The organism is Corynebacterium sp. KPL2830 (genome assembly GCF_040225635.1).
Lineage (GTDB): Bacteria > Actinomycetota > Actinomycetes > Mycobacteriales > Mycobacteriaceae > Corynebacterium.
Genome location: NZ_JBEHFR010000003.1, coordinates 100,160 through 118,886, shown reverse-complemented (window position 1 = coordinate 118,886; position 18,727 = coordinate 100,160). Strand labels below are relative to the sequence as shown.

Annotated in this window: 15 protein-coding genes; 3 read left to right on the top strand and 12 right to left on the bottom strand. The window is 60.6% G+C overall.

Going from position 1 to position 18,727, the window contains the following annotated elements; translation table 11 throughout:
- Positions 1 to 225 precede the first annotated feature (225 nt).
- From ftsY to ABRP87_RS02145, 7 genes are read right to left on the bottom strand one after another with little or no spacing between them, the layout of a single operon-like run.
- Entirely contained in the window at positions 226 to 2,259 is a 2,034-nt protein-coding gene (ftsY, locus tag ABRP87_RS02175; RefSeq protein WP_349867446.1) for a signal recognition particle-docking protein FtsY, read from the bottom strand.
- Between the two features lie 54 nt (positions 2,260 to 2,313).
- The gene (gene smc / locus ABRP87_RS02170; protein WP_349867444.1) at positions 2,314 to 5,844 is read right to left on the bottom strand and encodes a chromosome segregation protein SMC; all 3,531 of its coding nucleotides are present in this window, start codon (positions 5,842 to 5,844) and stop codon (positions 2,314 to 2,316) included.
- Between the two features lie 57 nt (positions 5,845 to 5,901).
- A complete protein-coding gene (locus ABRP87_RS02165; protein ID WP_284609118.1) occupies positions 5,902 to 6,180 on the bottom strand; it encodes an acylphosphatase in 279 nt (92 codons plus the stop codon).
- Positions 6,181 to 6,198: 18 nt separating this feature from the next.
- On the bottom strand, positions 6,199 to 7,701 hold the full coding sequence (locus ABRP87_RS02160; RefSeq protein ID WP_349867442.1) for an alanine/glycine:cation symporter family protein: 1,503 nt from the start codon (positions 7,699 to 7,701) through the stop codon (positions 6,199 to 6,201).
- A gap of 53 nt (positions 7,702 to 7,754) precedes the next feature.
- Positions 7,755 to 8,570 (bottom strand): bifunctional DNA-formamidopyrimidine glycosylase/DNA-(apurinic or apyrimidinic site) lyase, encoded by an 816-nt coding sequence (mutM, locus tag ABRP87_RS02155; protein WP_349867441.1) that lies wholly within the window; start codon positions 8,568 to 8,570, stop codon positions 7,755 to 7,757.
- A 3-nt stretch (positions 8,571 to 8,573) separates the two neighbouring features.
- Positions 8,574 to 9,344 carry a ribonuclease III gene (rnc, locus tag ABRP87_RS02150; protein WP_349867440.1) on the bottom strand — a complete coding sequence of 257 codons (771 nt, stop codon included), beginning with the start codon at positions 9,342 to 9,344 and terminating at the stop codon, positions 8,574 to 8,576.
- On the bottom strand, positions 9,341 to 9,889 hold the full coding sequence (locus ABRP87_RS02145; protein WP_349867438.1) for a YceD family protein: 549 nt from the start codon (positions 9,887 to 9,889) through the stop codon (positions 9,341 to 9,343). The genes rnc and ABRP87_RS02145 overlap by 4 nt, the downstream gene beginning before the upstream one ends.
- 150 nt (positions 9,890 to 10,039) lie before the next feature.
- On the opposite strand from ABRP87_RS02145, the gene ABRP87_RS02140 reads away from it, so the two are divergent.
- A complete protein-coding gene (locus ABRP87_RS02140) occupies positions 10,040 to 10,657 on the top strand; it encodes a hypothetical protein (protein ID WP_349867436.1) in 618 nt (205 codons plus the stop codon).
- Positions 10,658 to 10,758: 101 nt separating this feature from the next.
- Here the strand turns inward: ABRP87_RS02140 and ABRP87_RS02135 are convergent, their stop codons facing one another.
- A complete protein-coding gene (locus ABRP87_RS02135; protein WP_349852713.1) occupies positions 10,759 to 11,526 on the bottom strand; it encodes an SPFH domain-containing protein in 768 nt (255 codons plus the stop codon).
- A 314-nt stretch (positions 11,527 to 11,840) separates the two neighbouring features.
- The gene (gdhA, locus tag ABRP87_RS02130) at positions 11,841 to 13,187 is read right to left on the bottom strand and encodes an NADP-specific glutamate dehydrogenase (protein WP_023022958.1); all 1,347 of its coding nucleotides are present in this window, start codon (positions 13,185 to 13,187) and stop codon (positions 11,841 to 11,843) included.
- Positions 13,188 to 13,388: 201 nt separating this feature from the next.
- Here gdhA and ABRP87_RS02125 point away from each other — a divergent pair, with 201 nt between their 5' ends.
- The gene (locus tag ABRP87_RS02125) at positions 13,389 to 14,474 is read left to right on the top strand and encodes a glycerate kinase (protein WP_349862769.1); all 1,086 of its coding nucleotides are present in this window, start codon (positions 13,389 to 13,391) and stop codon (positions 14,472 to 14,474) included.
- Here the strand turns inward: ABRP87_RS02125 and ABRP87_RS02120 are convergent.
- Entirely contained in the window at positions 14,471 to 14,869 is a 399-nt protein-coding gene (locus ABRP87_RS02120) for a hypothetical protein (RefSeq protein ID WP_239269987.1), read from the bottom strand. The two genes, ABRP87_RS02125 and ABRP87_RS02120, sit on opposite strands and share 4 nt — an antisense overlap.
- 36 nt (positions 14,870 to 14,905) lie before the next feature.
- Here ABRP87_RS02120 and ABRP87_RS02115 point away from each other — a divergent pair, with 36 nt between their 5' ends.
- Entirely contained in the window at positions 14,906 to 16,108 is a 1,203-nt protein-coding gene (locus tag ABRP87_RS02115) for an amidohydrolase (protein ID WP_349867434.1), read from the top strand.
- A gap of 80 nt (positions 16,109 to 16,188) precedes the next feature.
- Here the strand turns inward: ABRP87_RS02115 and pyk are convergent, their stop codons facing one another.
- Both pyk and lgt read right to left on the bottom strand, forming a co-directional pair.
- Entirely contained in the window at positions 16,189 to 17,607 is a 1,419-nt protein-coding gene (pyk, locus tag ABRP87_RS02110) for a pyruvate kinase (RefSeq protein WP_198010487.1), read from the bottom strand.
- A 121-nt stretch (positions 17,608 to 17,728) separates the two neighbouring features.
- Positions 17,729 to 18,712, bottom strand: coding sequence for a prolipoprotein diacylglyceryl transferase (gene lgt, locus ABRP87_RS02105; protein ID WP_023022967.1), 984 nt, complete (start codon positions 18,710 to 18,712; stop codon positions 17,729 to 17,731).
- Positions 18,713 to 18,727 lie beyond the last annotated feature (15 nt).

Here is an 18,727-nt window from a genome sequence, read left to right as displayed (position 1 = left end):
GTCTTGGATTGATGCGAATTTCGCACCGAATCACTAAATACAGCCCTACCAGATTACCATTGCTCACCAGCCCAATGCAGATCACAGCAATCCACGGCTCCTCATGCTCGCAGGACATACCTGCAAGGCACATAGGCACGAAAAACTCCCCAGCACCCGCGACTACTTCATTTTATGAGCAGCCAGGTACTGGGGAGTTATCTAAAACGATTGAGGGAGAAGACCCTATTTCTCACCTAACAAGGCATCGACGAATCCTTCAACTTCGAATGGCGCAAGGTCATCGGCGCCCTCACCCAAGCCCACAAGCTTGACTGGAACGCCCAATTCCTCTTGCACTTGGAAGACGATGCCGCCCTTCGCCGTGCCATCCAGCTTGGTGAGCACCACGCCGGAAATATCCACGACCTCGCGGAAAATGCGAGCCTGTGCCAGGCCGTTTTGGCCCACCGTGGCATCGAGAACCAAGAGGACCTCATCAACCTCGGTCTTCTTTTCTACGACGCGCTTGACCTTGCCCAGCTGATCCATCAGGTCCGTCGAGGTGTGCAGGCGGCCGGCCGTATCGACCAAAACGACATCGACCTGCTGTTCCACGCCGGTGGCCACGGCATCAAAGGCCACGGAGGCTGGGTCTGCGCCTTCCTTGCCGCGCACGGTTTCGGCGCCCACGCGGCGTCCCCACGTTTCTAGCTGGTCTGCAGCCGCAGCACGGAAGGTATCTGCCGCACCCAACAGAACGCTGTGATCCATCGATACGAGGACGCGGGCAAGCTTACCGGTGGTGGTGGTCTTACCGGTGCCGTTGACACCCACGACCATGACAATGGCAGGCTTACCGTCATTGGGCATCGCGCGAATGGAGCGATCCATTTCTGGGTGGCAGGCCTCGATGAGGCATTCACGCAGCATGGCACGGGCCTCTTCCTCGCTCGACACGCCACGCTCAGCAATCTTGTCGCGCAATGAATCGGTGACCTTCATCGTGGACTTGGTGCCCAGATCCGCCATGATGAGGGTATCTTCGATCTCCTCCCAAGCGTCTTCGTCCAGATCGCCGGCGGAAAGAATTCCCATCAGGCCTTGGCCGATGGCGTTCTGGGAACGAGAGAGGCGCCCGCGCAGACGGCCGAGGCGGCCTCCCGCCGGAGCGATGTCCTCGGTGGGCTGGGCCGCCGCAGCAGGTTCGCCATCTGGCACCGGGGTTTGTTCCTTAGCTGCTTCCGCAGCATCCGTTTGTGCATCGGCGGCAGCCGCAGCTTCTTCGGCTTCCTCGTGGTTATCAACGCGTTCTTCGATGTGGTCAGCGTCTTTATCATCTACCACCGCATCGAAGACCGGCGATTCGTCTTCTACCTCGGCGGCCTCGACGGATACAACGTCTTCCGGGTCTTTTTCTTCATGGTCCGGCTCGCCGCGGTGGTGGTCGTCCGCACTTTCTGCCGCGGGCTTCTCAGCCGCAGCTGGAGCGGCGTGCTCGCTGTCCTTTACTTCTTTATCCTCTACTTCTGTATTTCCGGAAGCAGGTGCGGAAGCTTGCGCGGAATCCGGCTTGTCAGAATGATCCTTTGCCTCATCTGCTGCAGACTCCTTGCGATCCGCAGAAGCTGCAGCACCAGCGGCGCCGACTCCCCCAGCGGCGGCCGCTGCTGCTGCCGTACCGGCACCGCCCTTGTCTTCAGGCTTATCCGCCGCAGGCTTGGATTCCGGTTCCGGAGTGGAGGCAGGCTCGGACTCGGCCTTAACTTTATCGCCAGCGCCGTCGTCTTCTGCAGGTTGCTCAGGTTCTGCGGACTTCTTTGGCTGCTCACCGGCCGCAGGTTCTTGACTCTGCGGCTCTTCCTGCGTGGCTGCCTTTTCGGGTGCAGCGTCCTCATCCTTGGTCGGTTCAGGCCGCTTGGCCGCCGGTGGCTCTTCGCCGTTGAGCTGCGCATTGGCGATATCGGTGGCGCTCGGCTCCGATTTCTCCGAGGACTCCGGCTGCTGCTCCTGCTTAGCCTGCTGCGGTTGGGCCTGCTGTGGCTTTTCTTGGGCTACCTTCTCGGGTTCTTTTGAGCCCGCAGGGGCAAAGTTAAAGCCGGACTTGGCCTGGTAATTGCCGGACTTTTGCTCCTGCGTTAGCTGCTTAGGCTCTTCTTCCTTGGGCTTCTCGAAAGAAACCTTCTTGGATTCACCGCGCTTTTTGCCGATTGCAATAAAGACGACAATCAGCACAATCACAACGATTGCTATGCCGATCCATAACCATAAAGAATTCATGCCTCTATAGTGCCAGCCTTTCGGGCTTGCGGCACATAAAGGCGGCGAAATCTTCTATTCCGTTGACTGCTGCGTACCACCTGATTGCGGCGCATCAACCCCCAGCCGTGTCGCATCCTGGCTCGCTTGCTCGGCTCCTGGCGCGAGTCCGGCTGGATTCATGCGCTGGGAAATGACCCGGGTGATGCCATCGCCGCGCATGGTCACGCCATATAAGACATTGGCCACATCCATGGTCGGCTTCTGGTGCGTGATGACAATGAGCTGGGAATCCTTCCGCAGTTCCTCGAATAGGGCGATGAGCCGGCGCAGGTTGACATCATCAAGCGCTGCCTCGACCTCATCCATGACGTAGAACGGGCTGGGGCGCGCGCGGAAGATCGCGACGAGCATGGCCAGTGCGGTAAGGGATTTCTCGCCGCCGGAAAGCAGCGAGAGGCGCTTGACCTTCTTGCCTGGCGGGCGGGCTTCTACCTCGATGCCGGTGGTGAGCATGTCTTCTGGCTCGGTAAGGATCAACCGGCCCTCTCCACCCGGGAAGAGGGTATTGAATACCTTGGGAAATTCGGCTTCCACATCCCGCCAGGCATCGGTAAACAGCTGCAAGATCTGCTTATCCACGTCCGAAATCACCCCGGCGAGGTCCTTACGGGCTTGGATGACGTCATCGAGCTGTGTGGACAGGTAGCTGTATCGCTCCTCCAGCGCCTTATATTCCTCCAGGGCCAAGGGGTTGACCTTGCCCAAGGAATTCAAATCCTTTTCCGCCTGCTGCAGCCGCGACTTTTCCGCACTGCGGTCAAAGTCTTCGCCCGGGGTGAAATCGCGCAGCAGGTCAGCGATGGCGATGCCCAACTGTTCGCCAATCTTTTTTTCCGCTTCATCCAGGCGCACCTGTGCCTGCGAGCGGGCCAGTTCTGCTTCGTGCGCCCGCGCCGTTAGCCGGTCGCTATTTTGGCGTGCGGCCGATACCGCCTGCTTGGCCTGCTGCAATTGGGAATTTAAGGAGTTGCGCTCGTGGACAAACTCATCGCGCTCAGAGGTGGCGCGGCTTAAAAGCTGGTTCGCCCGCGCGGCCAAATCCTGTGCATGCCGTGCCACTGCCGATGCCAATTGCCCCTGCGCCTTACGGCGAGCCATGGCCTGTTCATGGCGGGCCTTTGCCTGGCGCTCGTGTTGGGCCTGGCGCCGCAAGCTATCGGCCTTGCCGGCAACTTGGCCCACGCGCTCTTGCGCCGATCGGGCCGCGACTTGGGCCTCCATTTCCATGGATTTAACTTCTTCCAGCGCGGCCGAGGCGGCATCCCTATCGGCGGACGAGGGCTCGTCTGGTTGATCGTCGGCGTCGACGCGGGCGAGCCTATCGCGGGCATCGGCAAGCTCCTGGTTGGCTTTCTGCAGCCGCACCTCGATCTCAGTGGCGCGCTGCGCGGACTTTTCCAGCTCCGCCTTATTGGCCTCGTACTGCTTCTCCAGGCGGTGATGATCGCGCTTCCAGGCATCAACTTCGGTATCGTGCTCCCGCAACGCGGCCTTGGCGGACGCGGCCGTCACGCGGGCATCCTCGGCGGCAATCTTTGCACCTTCCAAAGTGCCGGAAAGCTCGTGCAGGGCTTGATTTGCCTGCTCTAGCTCTTCTTCAGCCTCCGCGATGCGGGCGGTGACCTCCACGGTAGACGAGGAACCGGTGCCGACCTCGACCCAGCCTTCGCCGATGACAACCCCGGACGCGGTCACGGCGCGCAGGCGCGGATCATCGGCCACGAGGCGCCGGCCGTGGGCAATATCGGGGACAAGGACGACATCGGCAAGCAGCCGGTGCAACGCCGCCGAAACCTCAGGTTGCACCGTGACGTGATCCAGCAACCAGGAGGCTTGCGGCGGCAGATCGGCATCGACGCGCCACGAGTTCGCAGGCGCTGCCGCCGCCGCATCCAGCAGCGCCGAGCGCGGGCCCTTCTCCAGATCCGCAATCAAGCCCTCGGTCAACTGCCCCGCCTGCGCCTCTGCGAAGGTGCCCAACGCGGCCGCAACCGCCGATTCATAGGTGGTGGAAATATACGCGGCCAATGGCTGGAATTCTTCGCCCACCTCGACCGACTCGGGGATGGTCTGGGACAGCGTATCGATGCGGGACCGCAACGTATAGACACTGCGCTCGCGCTCGCGCTGGGCATCGCGGAGCTGATCCAAGCGCTTATCGGCAGCACCGGACTCGCTGGCAGCCCGCGTATGCGCCTCCTCCAAAGGCTGGCGCTCCGCGGCATAATTATCCAACTTCTGCGCTACCTCAGCGGCTTCTGCCTGCGCATTCTGGGTGCGGCGCTGCAGCGAAGCCACGGCCTCTTCCTGCCGCGCCAACTCCTCTTCCGCGCTGGCTACCTGCCCCGCCGCCTTTTCTTCGGCGGCAAAAAGGCGCACAACTCCCTCGCGGCGATCCGCAATGGCGCGCACCTGTGCCATATGTTCGTGCTCGGCGGCCTCGAATGCTTGCCGACGCTCCGCCACTTCCTCCCGAATGCTTTCTAACCGCTCCGCAGCTTCTTCTGCCGCTACCACGAGCTCCTCGTGCTCCTCGTCCGCGCGCGTCGCCTTGGCCTCAAGATCATCCGGATCCTGGCCGGCATAGGCGACCTGGGACCCGGCATTATCCGCCCGCTCCTCTGCGATGCGCTGGGTCGCCGCAATGCGCTCGGACAAGGTCGAGAGATCAAACCACAGTTTTTGGGCAGCTTCTGCCTGCGGGGTGACCTCCTCCAGCTGGGTTTCCAGCTCCATTTGGTGCTCGGTCGCTTCTTCGAGCTGCGCCGTGGTCTCTTCCACCTGGGTAGATAGCGCTGTCGCGGTCAGCTCGGCAGCGGAAAGCTTCTGCCGCAGGCCGACGATGCGGTCTCCGGCCAAGCGCAGGCGCGCATCGCGCACATCCGCCTGCACCGTCGCCGCGCGCTGGGCGGCCTCTGCCTGCCGCGCCAGGGGTTTTAGCTGTTTTCCCAGCTCATCGGTCAAATCCTGCAGGCGGTCCAAATTGGCCTGCATGCCCGTAAGCTTGCGCTGGGCCTTTTCTTTGCGGCGGCGATGTTTCAGCACGCCGGCGGCTTCCTCGATATAGGAGCGGCGATCCTCGGGGCGCGATTCCAGGATTTCAGAAAGCTTGCCCTGCCCCACGATGATGTGCATCTCCCGGCCGATGCCGGAATCAGAAAGCAGCTCCTGGATATCCATCAACCGGGCCTTGGCCCCGTTGATTTCGTATTCGCTCGCGCCATCGCGGAACATGCGGCGGGTAACGGATACTTCGGAGTACTCGATGGGTAGCGCACCATCGGCATTATCGATGGTGAGCGTGACCTCGGCCCTGCCCAATTGCTTGCGGTCGCCTGCCCCGGCGAAGATGACGTCTTGCATCTTGCCGCCGCGCAGGGTTTTCGCGCTAGCTTCTCCCATGACCCAGGCAAGGGCATCGACCACGTTGGATTTGCCGGAACCATTCGGGCCGACAACAGCACAGATGCCCGGCTCAAATTTGAGAGACGTCGCCGACGCGAATGACTTAAAGCCTTTGAGCGTCAGCGATTTCAGGTGCATTTGGGATAGTGTAGCAAGCCGTTCAGACACGAGTTGCAGCCAGCATTGGGTTGGCTATTAGCGCTCGACAAAGCCGCTTTCGCCCTTTGCAGCGGCCCACTGCTCGACCACGAGATCGACGCTGCCGGGGCGGCGGGTGGTGCTCGGTTGCTCCTGCAAAAGTTCTAGGAGCTTCTCACAGTCTGCGCGCGGGCCCTCAGCGACAACCTGCACTCGGCCGTCTGCCAGGTTGGTCGCATGCCCAGAAAGGCCTAATTCCAGTGCGCGCGACCGCGTCCACCAGCGAAAGCCCACTCCTTGCACGTTGCCGTGCACAAAGGCAGTCATTCTTTCCATGTCACTGCACCTTCCTTATTAGTAGCGATCGGCCTCGCCGCGATCGCGCAAGATTTTGCGGTCCGCGTCGCTGCGGCGGGTCACGGGGTCAGAACCGTCCCAGCACTCCACGCCGGGGACATCGGGAAGCATATCGCGGTGGAAGACCGGATCGATGCCCTTACTGCGCTGCTCGTTGAAGTTCTTCAGCAATTGAATGGCCACGCCGGATAGCGGAACAATGGCGATGATATTCAGAATCACCATCGTCGCCGCACCGGTATCCGCCAGGGCGAAGACCAATGGCAGGGATCCGACTGCGCCGAACCAGACGAAGAACAGCACCACGAGGCGGAAGGTATTGAGCACCGTCTTATTGGTGGTGAGGTACTCCAGGTTGGCCTCTGCCAAGTAGTAATTGCCCAAGATGGAAGAAAAGGCCAGGAAGAACAAGATGAAGCTGACGAAGTGAATACCCCAGTGGCCAACCTCGGCGGACAAGGCCGCCTGGGTAAGGGAAACGCCCTCGGCCTCTTCGCCGTAGGCAACCTCCGGGCCAAGCAAGATCAGGAAGGCGGTAATGGTACAGACCACGATGGTGTCGAAGTACACGCCCAAGGTCTGCACCAGGCCCTGCTTGACCGGGTGGGAGACGGTGGCGGTAGCCGCCGCGTTAGGGGCAGAACCCTCGCCGGCCTCATTGGAAAACAGGCCGCGCTGGATGCCCTTCATCATCGCGGCGCCGATGCTCGCGCCGGCGATTTCCTTAAAGCCGAGCGCGTGGCCGATGATATCGCCCAGCATGCCCGGGACCTTGTCAAAGTTCGTAATGACCACGAAGCCACCGATGAGCAGGTACGCCAGGGCCATAAACGGAACGACCACCTGGGTGATATTGGCAATGCGCTTTACTCCGCCAAAAATGATGAGGCCCGCGGCAATCGCGATGATGATGCCAATGATGGAGCCAAAGGTGGCATCGTCTTCGCGGCCGAAGGAAAAGGCCACGGCCTCTGCGATGGCGTTGGTCTGGAAGGAGTTATAGACCAAGCCGAAGGTAAAGACGATGGCGATAGAGAAAAGAACGCCGAGCGGGCCCCAGCCCAGCCCGCGCTTCATGTAGTAGGCCGGACCGCCGCGGTACGTATCGCCATTGCGGACCTTCCACAGCTGCGCCAAGGTGGATTCCACAAAGGCGGTAGCGCCGCCGAGGAGGGCGATGATCCACATCCAGAAGACGGCGCCAGGACCGCCCAGCGAAATGGCCACCGCGACGCCGGCAACGTTGCCGGTGCCCACGCGCGAGGCAGCAGAGATGGTAAATGCCTTAAATGCGGAGATTCCCCCGCTTCCTGCGCCCTCATCCTCGTCGTCGGTTTTGGGGCGCTCGACCACGGCGCGGAGCATATCGGGCACCTTGCGAATCTGCACCACTGCGGTGCGCGCACCGAATAGAAGGCCCGCTCCAATGAGCAGCCAGGGCAGGATGTATGTCCACACGCCATCGTTAAATGTCGTGACGACATTTTCGAGAAATTCCATGCGGATTAATTTACTGCCTGAAGGTGCACAACGTGAACCTCACAGGTAAAGCCCTATTGGCAATGGGGGCAATAATGGCTCGAGCGGCCCCCGATGACGGAGCGCGCAATGGTCGTGCCGCAGCGGGAACATGGCTGGCCAGCGCGGCCATAGGCCGCAAGGGAGCGCGCAAAATAGCCGGATTCACCGTTGACGTTAACGTACAAAGAATCAAAGCTCGTTCCCCCCGCTTTGAGGGCGGCAGACATCACGGTCTGTGCCGCGCTCAATAGCGCCACGGCGTCTTTTTGCCGCAGGGCTGAAGCTTTCTTGCGCGGTGAAATGCGCGCTGCCCACAGCGCTTCATCGGCGTAGATATTGCCAATGCCAGATACCAGCGTTTGATCCAACAGCGCCGTTTTTACCGCGGTTTTCTTCTTCCGCAGGCGGCGCGCAGCGCTGGCGATATCAAAATCGGGTTCCAGGGGATCTAAACCGATATGCGAGATCGTGGACCAGGGCGCATACAGCCAGTATCCAAAGGTGCGCTGATCCACGAAGTGCAGCTCGGTGGCATCGCTAAGTACTACCGTGATGCGGCGGTGCGGGGAGTCGGTGTGGCCGATACGCAGCTGCCCCGACATGCCCAAGTGAATAAAAAGCACGTAGCGGTGGCTATCCATCGGGTCCTCCCCCACGAATTCCAGCCACATGAATTTACCGCGGCGGGCCACCGCGGCGATTTCCTTGCCCACGACAAGGCCCGCCAGCGGTTCATCTTGGCCGCGGTTCGCCCGTGGGTGCGCAATGTCTACCGATGTAATTTCTTTACCCACGACGTAGGTTTCCACCCCGCGGCGCACCGATTCCACTTCGGGCAGTTCTGGCATTATTTAGCCTTCTTTATGGGCGGTCCCTTGCACCAGCAATGGGGTTTCGCGCAGGGTTTGGCATGCTTCTTGCGCGGCCTGCTGCTCCGCTAATTTCTTATTGTGGCCCTGCCCATTTCCCACGGTCAGCCCGGCGACGGTGGCAACGGCGCTAAAGGTTTGATCGTGTTCCGGGCCGGTGGCGGTAGCCGAATAGACCGGCATGGGCGCCTTTAACTCAGCGCACAGCTCCTGCAAGGTGGTCTTCCAGTCCAAGTGGCGGCCGCTGACGGAGGCATTATCGATCTTTTCCGCAAAGAGGCGCAGGATGACATCGCGGGCGGTTTCAAAGCCGTGCTCGCGGTAAATGGCGCCGAAAATCGCCTCGGTGGTATCTGCCAGGATGGAGTCCTTATCGCGGCCACCGGTGGACTGTTCGCCCTTGCCCAATAAGATATGCGGGCCCAGGTTGATTTCACGCGCGATATCGGAAAGCCCATAGCGCGAGACAATGGACGCGCGCATCTTAGAGATATCGGATTCCGGGCGCGATGGATACGTCACGTACAGCTTCGCGGCCACCGAGAGGCCCAAGACAGCATCGCCCAAGAACTCGAGGCGCTCATTATTAGGCAGGTGCCCATTTTCATTGGCAAAAGAGCGGTGCGTCAGCGCCAAGCGCAGGTTTTCTGGTTCCAGACCAACCCCGAGCGATTCCAAGAGCGAGCTGTGGTCCACCGCCGCAAAGGCGGCCTCCCATGCCTCGTGCCCGGTTAGCTTCTTCTTGCGGCTCATAGGAACTTCTCCAGACCGGCCCAGCGCGGGTCTACCTTCTCCTCTTCCTCTTCTTCCCCAGAAATTCCGGTGGTCACACCCTCTGGGGTCTGAATATCGCAGCCGTCTTCGCAGACGGGGGCGAACGGGAGGTTCAGGCCGGCTTCATCGATGACCGCCTGGAGCAGATCCAGCTCATCGTCTTCGATTTCTGGGATTTCATCGCCCGAACCGGCATCATCAGAATCGGCTTCATCGCCGCTGACAAAGGATTCATCGGCGGCAAAGACCTGGGTTACGTGCAAATCCAGCTGCGGGTGGAGCTCTTTTAAGCAGCGCGCACACTCGCCCGTGAGAACGCCCGAGATATCCGCATCAACCAGAACGCCTGAACCCAGCGGGGTCAGGGTCGCGGCAACGGTGAGATCTTCGCCTTTGGGGATGGCGATCATTTCCACGCCGATCCTTTCCGGTGCAGGGCCCGTCTGGGTGCGTTGTTCCGGCATTGCGTCAGTGCCTTGGGCGTTTAGTAATTCGCCCACATCGAACTTCAATGGAGATGTCATAACAGTTGGTAGTCTACCCTGCCTCGCAAACTCCGCGTAGTTGCTGGCACGACCGCATTTTCTGGCAAGAAACTGAAGGTTTGGGCATAAAGCGCTATGGCTTGCCGGTTTTCCCTTTCCTGCAGGCCGCGGCGGCCTTAGCCTGAAAGCATGACTTACCACTTGGCCGCGGCCTCAGGAGATTTGAGCGCTATCGCTCCTAGATTCGGAGTGTTGTGCTGCCTTCCCGCCACCTTCTTGGTCATCTCTGGGGCAGTCCTCCATCGCCTGCCCAAGGCCGACCACTCCGGCATCTACGGCGACAGGGGCCTGCGCCTTTCCTCCGCCCTCATCCTCAGCTTGTGCGCGGGGCTTATCGCCGGCGCGATTTTGGTCATCCCTTCCGGACTCGACCTCACAGTACTTACCGGCGCCCTAGTTTTTTCCGCCAGCGCCGCCGCCATCACGTGGCTTTCGCGCGAAGCCCTTGCCTGCGCGCTGCTTAGCGTCGGCACGATGTTCCTTACCGCAGGCGCGGTTATTAGTCTTAGCGCGATGTTCTTCCCCCAAGACTTTATGAGCGGCTCGATGACCTCGCTCACCTCCTACTTCACCACATCCCTGGTCACCTTCCTCTTCCCCGGCCTGGTCAGCGCGGGGATTGTAGCCTTCGTAGCGGTCCAGAACCAGCGCCCTCACCCTGCTACGAATACTGCTGACGCCGCGCTTGCCGATGCCCCCTCATCGTCCCCCACGCCGCGCTATTCCAACTCGCGCAGCTCGGTCTAGCTTCCCACAGGCACAATAAGTCCTGCTGCACGGCGACGCGGTTTTCGCAAATCACCCGTGCAGCAGGACTTTTTAAGCGTCGTGCCTTTTCGCCAGAGCGGTTAGCGCTCGGTATAGCGGCGCTCGTAGCCGTCGCCCTCACCATAGCGCGGGGCGCTAGCACCACCGCGGGAAGAACCGGCGTTCGTGGACGGCAGGTAGTCGCCGCCGCGAGAGCGCACGCCGGCCCCACCGCGCAGCGCGGAACGATCGGAGTTTACGGTGCGCAGGAGGCCGCTGAGGGAACTTTCAAATTCGCTAAGCTTGCTATCTACAAAGTCATCGCACTCCGTGCGCAGCCGGTTGGATTCGGTGTATGCGGTCTCCACGATCCGGTTGGCTTCTTCGTTGGCACGGCGGACGACTTCAGACTCAGAGACCAAACGTTCTTGTTCTTGGCGGCCCTCAGCCACCGAGCGTTCGTATTCCTCGTTGGCCTGAGCAATGGTGCGGTCTGCATCTGCGCGGGCTTGCTCAACGGTGGACTGGGCGCGTGCCTCGGCATCGGCCACTAGCCGCTGCGCATGTTCTTCTGCCTGCGCAACCGTGGTATCGGCCTCTTGGCGCGCCTGGCTCACCATGTCGGTGGCCTCCGCAGACGCCTCATTAATGGTGTTATCCGCACGCTCTTCGGCGCCGCGGATAATCTCGTCTTGCTTGTCTAAAACATCCTGCGCATCGTCGATTTCTACGGGCAGCGCGTTGCGCAGGTCATCGAGAAGCGCCAGCATCTCATGGCGGGGAACCAAGCAATTGGAGGTCATGGGAAAGCCAGAAGCCTGCTCCAAATGCTGAACTAATTCATCAAGGGATTCAAAGACACGGTACATGCTGGGAATTCTACAACGCGCCACCCCGCATTGTGTGGAGGGCGCGCCCTGGATCCTCAGGCCAATGCAACGAAGGCTAAAGCTCTCCGAGTTCAATTCGCTTCCCGTGTGCGATTAACCCATTTTCCCTCCACATACCTGCGGCACTGGCGCATTCAGCCGCATTGTCCGCGTGGCTCTAACTCAAGACCAACCCGATCCTTCTAGGGCTGGCCACCGAGCCACCAAAGGGCGAAAGCACGTGCCGCAGCAATGCAAAAGCTCCCCGTCTCCCCGCGGGTGCGGGGAAATGGGGAGCCGTGGGTTAAGGGAGTTTAGATAACGCCCTGTGCCAGCATGGCGTCAGCCACCTTCTTGAAGCCGGCGATATTGGAGCCAGCCACGTAGTCGCCTTCACGGTCGTATTCCTTGGCCGTGTTGTCGATGTTCTTGAAGATGTTGCTCATGATGCCGCGCAGGCGGTCATCGGTGTACTCGAAGGACCAGGAGTCGCGGGATGCGTTCTGCTGCATCTCCAGTGCAGAGGTTGCCACGCCACCGGCGTTGGCAGCCTTGCCGGGTGCGAAGTTGATCTTGGAGTCCTGGAATACGTGTACCGCATCCGGGGTGGACGGCATATTGGCACCCTCTGCAACGTAGCGGACGCCGCCCTCGACGAGCTTCTTGGCGGACTCGCCGTCGAGCTCGTTCTGGGTTGCACACGGCAGTGCAACATCAGCCTGGACGTCCCAGATATTGCCGCCCTCGTGGAACTCCACACCGTTGCCAGCTTCCTTGGCGTAGGTGGAGATGCGCTCGCGGCGAACTTCCTTGACATCGCGAAGCAGGTCAACGTCCACGCCATTCGGGGTGGTGATGTAGCCGGAGGAGTCAGACATTGCGACGACGGTAGCGCCGAGTTCCTGTGCCTTTGCGGCGGCGTAGATGGCAACGTTACCGGAACCTGACACGATGACCTTGGCGCCGTCGAAGGACTCGCCGTGGGTCTTCATCATTTCTTCGGTGATGTAGACGGCACCGAAGCCGGTGGCCTCGGTACGTACCAAGGAACCGCCCCAGGTCAGGCCCTTGCCGGTCAGGACGCCGGACTCGTGCTGGGTGGTCAGACGGCGGAACTGACCGAACAGGAAGCCGATTTCGCGGCCGCCAACGCCGATATCGCCGGCAGGAACGTCGCGGTACTCGCCGATGTGGCGGTGCAGCTCGGTCATAAAGGACTGGCAGAAGCGCATAACTTCCTGCTCAGACTTGCCCTTCGGGTCAAAGTCGGAGCCACCCTTGCCGCCACCGATGGGCAGGCCGGTCAGGGAGTTCTTAAAGATCTGCTCAAAGCCCAAGAACTTAATGATGCCCAGGTTTACCGAGGGGTGGAAACGCAGACCGCCCTTGTACGGGCCGAGCGCGGAGTTGAACTGCACACGGAAGCCGCGGTTGACCTGCACCTCGCCGTTGTCATCAACCCATGGGACGCGGAAGATGAGCTGGCGCTCTGGCTCACACAGGCGCTCAACCAGACCGTAGTCTGCGTAGTGTGGGTCCTTATCCAGGACGATCTTGAGCGAATCCAGCACCTCGGACACCGCCTGGTGGAATTCCGGCTCACCGGCGTTGCGCTTGAGTAGCTTGTCGTAGTACTCAGAAATCTGGCTATCAACAGACATAGTGTATAAATCCCATTCTCGTGGAGTTTGACTAGCAGGAACTAGTTTCCTATCAATCTACCGATAATGCAAGTACAATTATTTCTCAGTCCCCCAATTACCCGCTTTCACCTGCGGCAATAAAGATAAATATTTTCTGTAGGACGTTCGGATTCCTAGCAAAAAGCCGCGGTGCGGGTCGCGGGCTTTATAATCGCGGGCATGCATATTGTCGTCGCGCCTGACTCTTTTAAAGGTACCGCTTCTGCCACAGAAGCCGCAGCCGGAATCGCCAACGGAATTCGCCAGCACTGCCCCACCGCCACCGTCACCACCTTGCCAATGGCCGATGGCGGCGAAGGCACCGCACAGGTGCTGGCCCAGGCCGCCGCGGCGGGCGGGCAAGAAACCCAGACCATTACCCTTCCCACCACGGATGCGGTGGGGCGCTTGACCGAAGCGCAGTATTTCCTCGCTGGGCACACGGCCTTCATCGACGTTGCCGCCGCCACCGGACTGCCCGCGGTCCGCGACGCGCTCGATCCCCTCCACGCGGATTCTTATGGCACCGGCGTGCTGCTTGCCGATGCCCAATCCCGCGGCGCCACCTCCATCGTGCTCTGCCTTGGCGGCACGGCCAGCATCGACGGTGGCATGGGCATCCTTGCGGCCCTCGGCGCCGCCGCCCACGATGCACGCGGCTATGCCCTGCCCAAGGGCGGCGCCCCATTGGTGCAGCTCGATTCCATCGATACCGCGCAATTAAACATCAAAGCGGGCATGGTTGATTTCACGCTCTTGGCCGATACCCGGGCTAAGGCCATGCAGGCAGCCACCATGTACGGGCCACAAAAAGGCGCAGAGGGCGAGCAGGTTGCCCTGCTTGCAGGTGCACTTCTCCAATTGTGCAAGGTCACCGGCACAGATCCAGAGACTGAATTTACCGGTGCGGCAGGCGGCATCCCCATCGGCCTTACCTGGCTTTCTCGCACGCTATGGGGCACCGATGAGCACGCCCGCGTCGTTTCTGGCGGGGCCCACGTGGCGAAGGCCCTTGGTCTCGCGGATGCCATTTCTCAGGCGGACCTCGTCATCACCGGCGAAGGCGCGTTTGACGAGCAATCCTTAACCGGCAAGGTCGTCGGCACCGTCGCGGACCTGGCGGCGGAGTCCTCTACCCCGGTTGGCATCATTGCCGGGGCCATCAATCAGGACACCGAGCACTTCACCGCGGAGCTAGATCAAGAAGGAGGGATGCCGGAGCAGCTGGCTAGGGCCGCCCGGGACATCGTCAAGCAGCTGGGCTAAGGGCGAATCTCGACCGTCCACGGAAAGATGGCGGGGCGCTCATGCGCCAACTCATCCTCCAGCAGCACATGATCCTTGGGCAATACGGCGTGCGGCGTGAGCAAACGCGACAGCACCATAGCCAGCTGGTTCACGGAGCCGGTCGCCCCCTCCACCGCGATGTTATAGCGGTGGGCGTGCGCTCCTTCTAAATCGCGCTCTTCATGTTCATCGCGGTAATTTTGCTGCAGTTGTTCCTCCAAGCCCTCAGGGAACTGGGGATCTGCCGGGCGAGTAACCTCGGCGGAGGTAAGCGATCCGCCCGCTACCAGCTTATCGGTGGCAGTGGTGAAAATTTCCTCCACGCGGTCCGCTTGCTCATCTGGAACCAATACATCGAATTGAATAGTCGGCATATAGCTGACCCTACCCTAACCAAAGGGATGAAAACTATGTCTTATTCCACAAACATCGCTTCCGTGGTCCACTCTGCGGATACTGACCTGGCGTGGCAGCGGGATTTTTACGAAGATCTGCACCGCCACCCCGAGCTTTCCCACGAGGAGGAACGCACCGCGGCGCGCATCCGCGCCAAGTTAGCGGAGTTTGATTGCGAGGTAGAAGAAAACATTGGCGGGCATGGCATGGTCGCCATTTTCCGCAACGGCGATGGCCCCACCGCGCTCATGCGCGCCGATTTCGATGCCCTGCCGGTCAAGGAGGCCACCGGCGTGGAGTATTCCTCGACCAATGACTACATGCACGCCTGCGGGCACGATATGCACACCACGGCCCTACTCGGTGCCTGTGCGCTTCTCGATGCCTCCCGCGATACCTGGTCCGGCACCTTCCTCGCCCTGTTCCAGCCAGCGGAGGAATCATCCATGGGTGCGAAATACATGATCGCCGATAACCTCACCGAGCGCGTGCCACGCCCCGATATTTGCTTAGGCCAACACGTCATGCCCGGTCGTGCCGGCACCGTTCGCCATACGGCCGGCCCCATCATGGCGGGCTGCGACTCCCTGCGCATTCGCATCTTTGGCAAGTCCGCCCACGCCTCCATGCCGCATAATTCCATCGACCCAACCTATATTGCGGCGATGATCGTCACCCGGCTCCAGGCCATCGTGGGCCGCGAGGTAGCCCCGCACGAGTTCTTCGTCATCTCCGTGGGCGAGCTGCATTCTGGCGATAAAAACAACATCATCCCGGATTCCGCCGAGCTTGTGCTCAATACCCGCTTTTATGATCCAGCCCTGGCGGAGAAGGTCTATGCCTCCTTAGAGCGCATGGTAAAAGCCGAGTGCGTGGCCTCCGGCTGCGAGAAGGACCCCACCTTCGAGTACTACGCGCACGGCGAGGTCACCGATAACGACGCCGCCGCGTATTCGCCCATCGACGAGTCCTTTGCGGCCACCTTCGGGGAAGCATCCGTTACCGCCTCGCCCTCGACCGCTTCCGAAGATTTTTGTTACCTGCCACAGGCGTGGGGCGTGCCGTACGTCTTTTGGCACGTAGGGTGCACCCCCGAAGCAGAGCTGGCCGATCCCCCGGTCAATCACCAGGCCAACTTCCTGCCGGATTACGAGCCCACGGTCAAGGCTTCCACCCAGGCCGCCTATGCAGCGGTGCTGGCGTACCTAGGCGCTTAACTCCGGCTCCTGCTGACAGAAAAAATCCGCCGCGTCCCCTTTCCACTGGAGTGTGGAGGCGCGGCGGATTTTTCAGTGCGCTAGTCCTTGATGGTTTCTCCCAAAATGTGGCACTGAATCATGTTGGTATTGCCGGAGATTCCCGGAGGGGTACCTGCAACGACGACGACCAAGTCATTCTCGTCGTACTCGTCCAAATCCAGCAGGTACTTATCGATAGCCTCCATCATCTCATCCGTGGACTTGACGTCGGGGCTCAAGAAGGTCTCAGCACCCCAAGTCAGCGCCAGCTGGGAGCGCACATCTTCATGCGGCGTGAATACCAGCAGTGGCAGGTCAGAGTGCAGGCGAGCAACGCGCTTTGCGGTATCGCCGGAAGAGGTAAAGGCAACAATGGCCTTGGCATTCAGGCGCTCTGCAATATCGCGGGCGGAATAGGACATCACGCCGCGCTTGGTGCGCGGGACGTGCGCCAGCGGCGGGACCTGGCCATCGGTCTCAGAACGCTTGACGATGCGCGACATGGTCCGCACCACGTTGTGCGGATCCGCACCCACGGAGGTCTCGCCGGAGAGCATCACCGCATCGGCGCCGTCGAGCACGGCGTTGGCCACGTCGGAGGCCTCCGCGCGGGTCGGGCGGGAGTTCTCAATCATGGAATCCAGCATCTGGGTGGCCACGATGACCGGCTTCGCGTTCTCGCGGGAAATCTGGATAGCACGCTTCTGGAATAGTGGCACCTCTTCCAGCGGAACCTCAACGCCCAAGTCACCGCGGGCAATCATCACGGCGTCGAAGGCCAAGATGATGGACTCGAGGGCATCGACGGCCTCGGGCTTTTCCAGCTTGGCGATGACCGGCACGCGGCGGCCTTCCTCGTCCATAATCTCGTGGACCTTGTCGACATCGGCAGGCGAACGCACGAAGGACAGCGCGATGTAGTCCACGCCGAGCTGCAGGGCAAAGCGCAGGTCTTCGATGTCCTTCTCAGACAGGGCCGGCACAGAAATGCTCATGCCGGGTAGGGAGACGCCCTTGTTATTGGATACGGGGCCGCCCTCGGTGACCTCACACACCACGTCGTTGCCGTCTACTTCCTTGCAGACGACGGCGACCTTGCCGTCATCGATAAGCAAGCGATCGCCAGGCTTCGCGTCTTCTGCCAAGCCTTTGTAGGTGGTGGATACGCGGTCGTGGGTGCCTTCGACATCGTCTACAGTGATGCGGACGATTTCACCGTTATCCCACTGCTCTTTGCCGTTCTTAAAGCGGCCGAGGCGGATCTTAGGGCCCTGGAGATCGGCCAGGATGCCTACGTTCCTGCCGGTCTTTTCGGTGGCTTCGCGGACCCACTTGTAATTGGCTTCGTGATCCGCATGCTCGCCGTGCGACATGTTAAGGCGCGCGACGTTCATGCCGTCTTCTACAAGGCGCAAAATTCCGTCCCCGCTGGCTACAGCGGGGCCGAGAGTACAGACAATTTTGGTTCTTCTATCCAGCATTATTGGCCTATTCCATCGGGGAAATTGAACAACCCCCAACCTACTCCCTCGCGCGCCGACAGGCCACAATTTTTTGGCGCTTTAACTACGGCAATCGGACACGATCACACATAACCGGTCATTCGCGGCCGCTAGCAGTGCCCGAGATGCCTTGGGTACGAGGGGTTCCCACGCGTTTATCGTCGTCCTCGCCGCCATTTTCTGCAGCGCCTTCGGCCTGCTCGCGGTAGTAACGCGGGTCGACTTCTTCTGGAGTTTCGGGGCCCTTGCGCCGCCTGTCCAGCAAGAAAAAGACGATGAGGCCGGCAATAAACACAACGGCAGAAACAATGAGGTTCACGCGGACACCGAAGATATGGGTGGCTTCGTCTGAACGCATGCCCTCGATAAAGAAGCGGCCCAGCGTGTAGCCCACGACGTAGAGGGCGAATACTCGTCCGCGCCCCAACTTCCATGCCTTGTGCGCCCACAACAGGAACAGGCAGACCAGGACGTTCCAGATGAGCTCATACAAAAACGTCGGATGCACCGAAGCGATGACCTCACCGGTAGAATGCCCGGAAACCGGCGCGTACTCCCCTGCCTCATCGACGCGGTAGTAAATATCCAGCGCCCACGGAACGTCGGTCGGTCGACCGTAGAGCTCCTGATTAAACCAGTTTCCCAACCGGCCGATGCCCTGGGCAAGGATGAGGCCAGGCGCCACCGCGTCCGCAAACGGCGCCAAGGGGATCTTTTTGATCCGGAACATTACCCACAGCGCTACGGCGCTTAAGGCGACCGCACCCCAGATGCCGAGACCACCATTGGTGACCTTAAGGGCATCGACTGGGTTGCAGGTATCACAGAAGTACTTCTGGTTATCCGTGATGACGTGATAGAGCCGCCCGCCCACGATGCCCGCGGGGATAACGACGATGGTCGCATCCCACACGGTATCGGGATTACCGCCTCGGGCTGTGTATCGCCTCAGCGTCATCCACATGCCCACGAGGATGCCGGCGATGATGCACAGCGCATACGCATGGATTGGAATGGAGCCAAGATGCCACACCACGCCCTGCGGCGGAGAGGGAATATTTGCAAGATTCTGAGTATGCACGTAGATAGTGTGCCT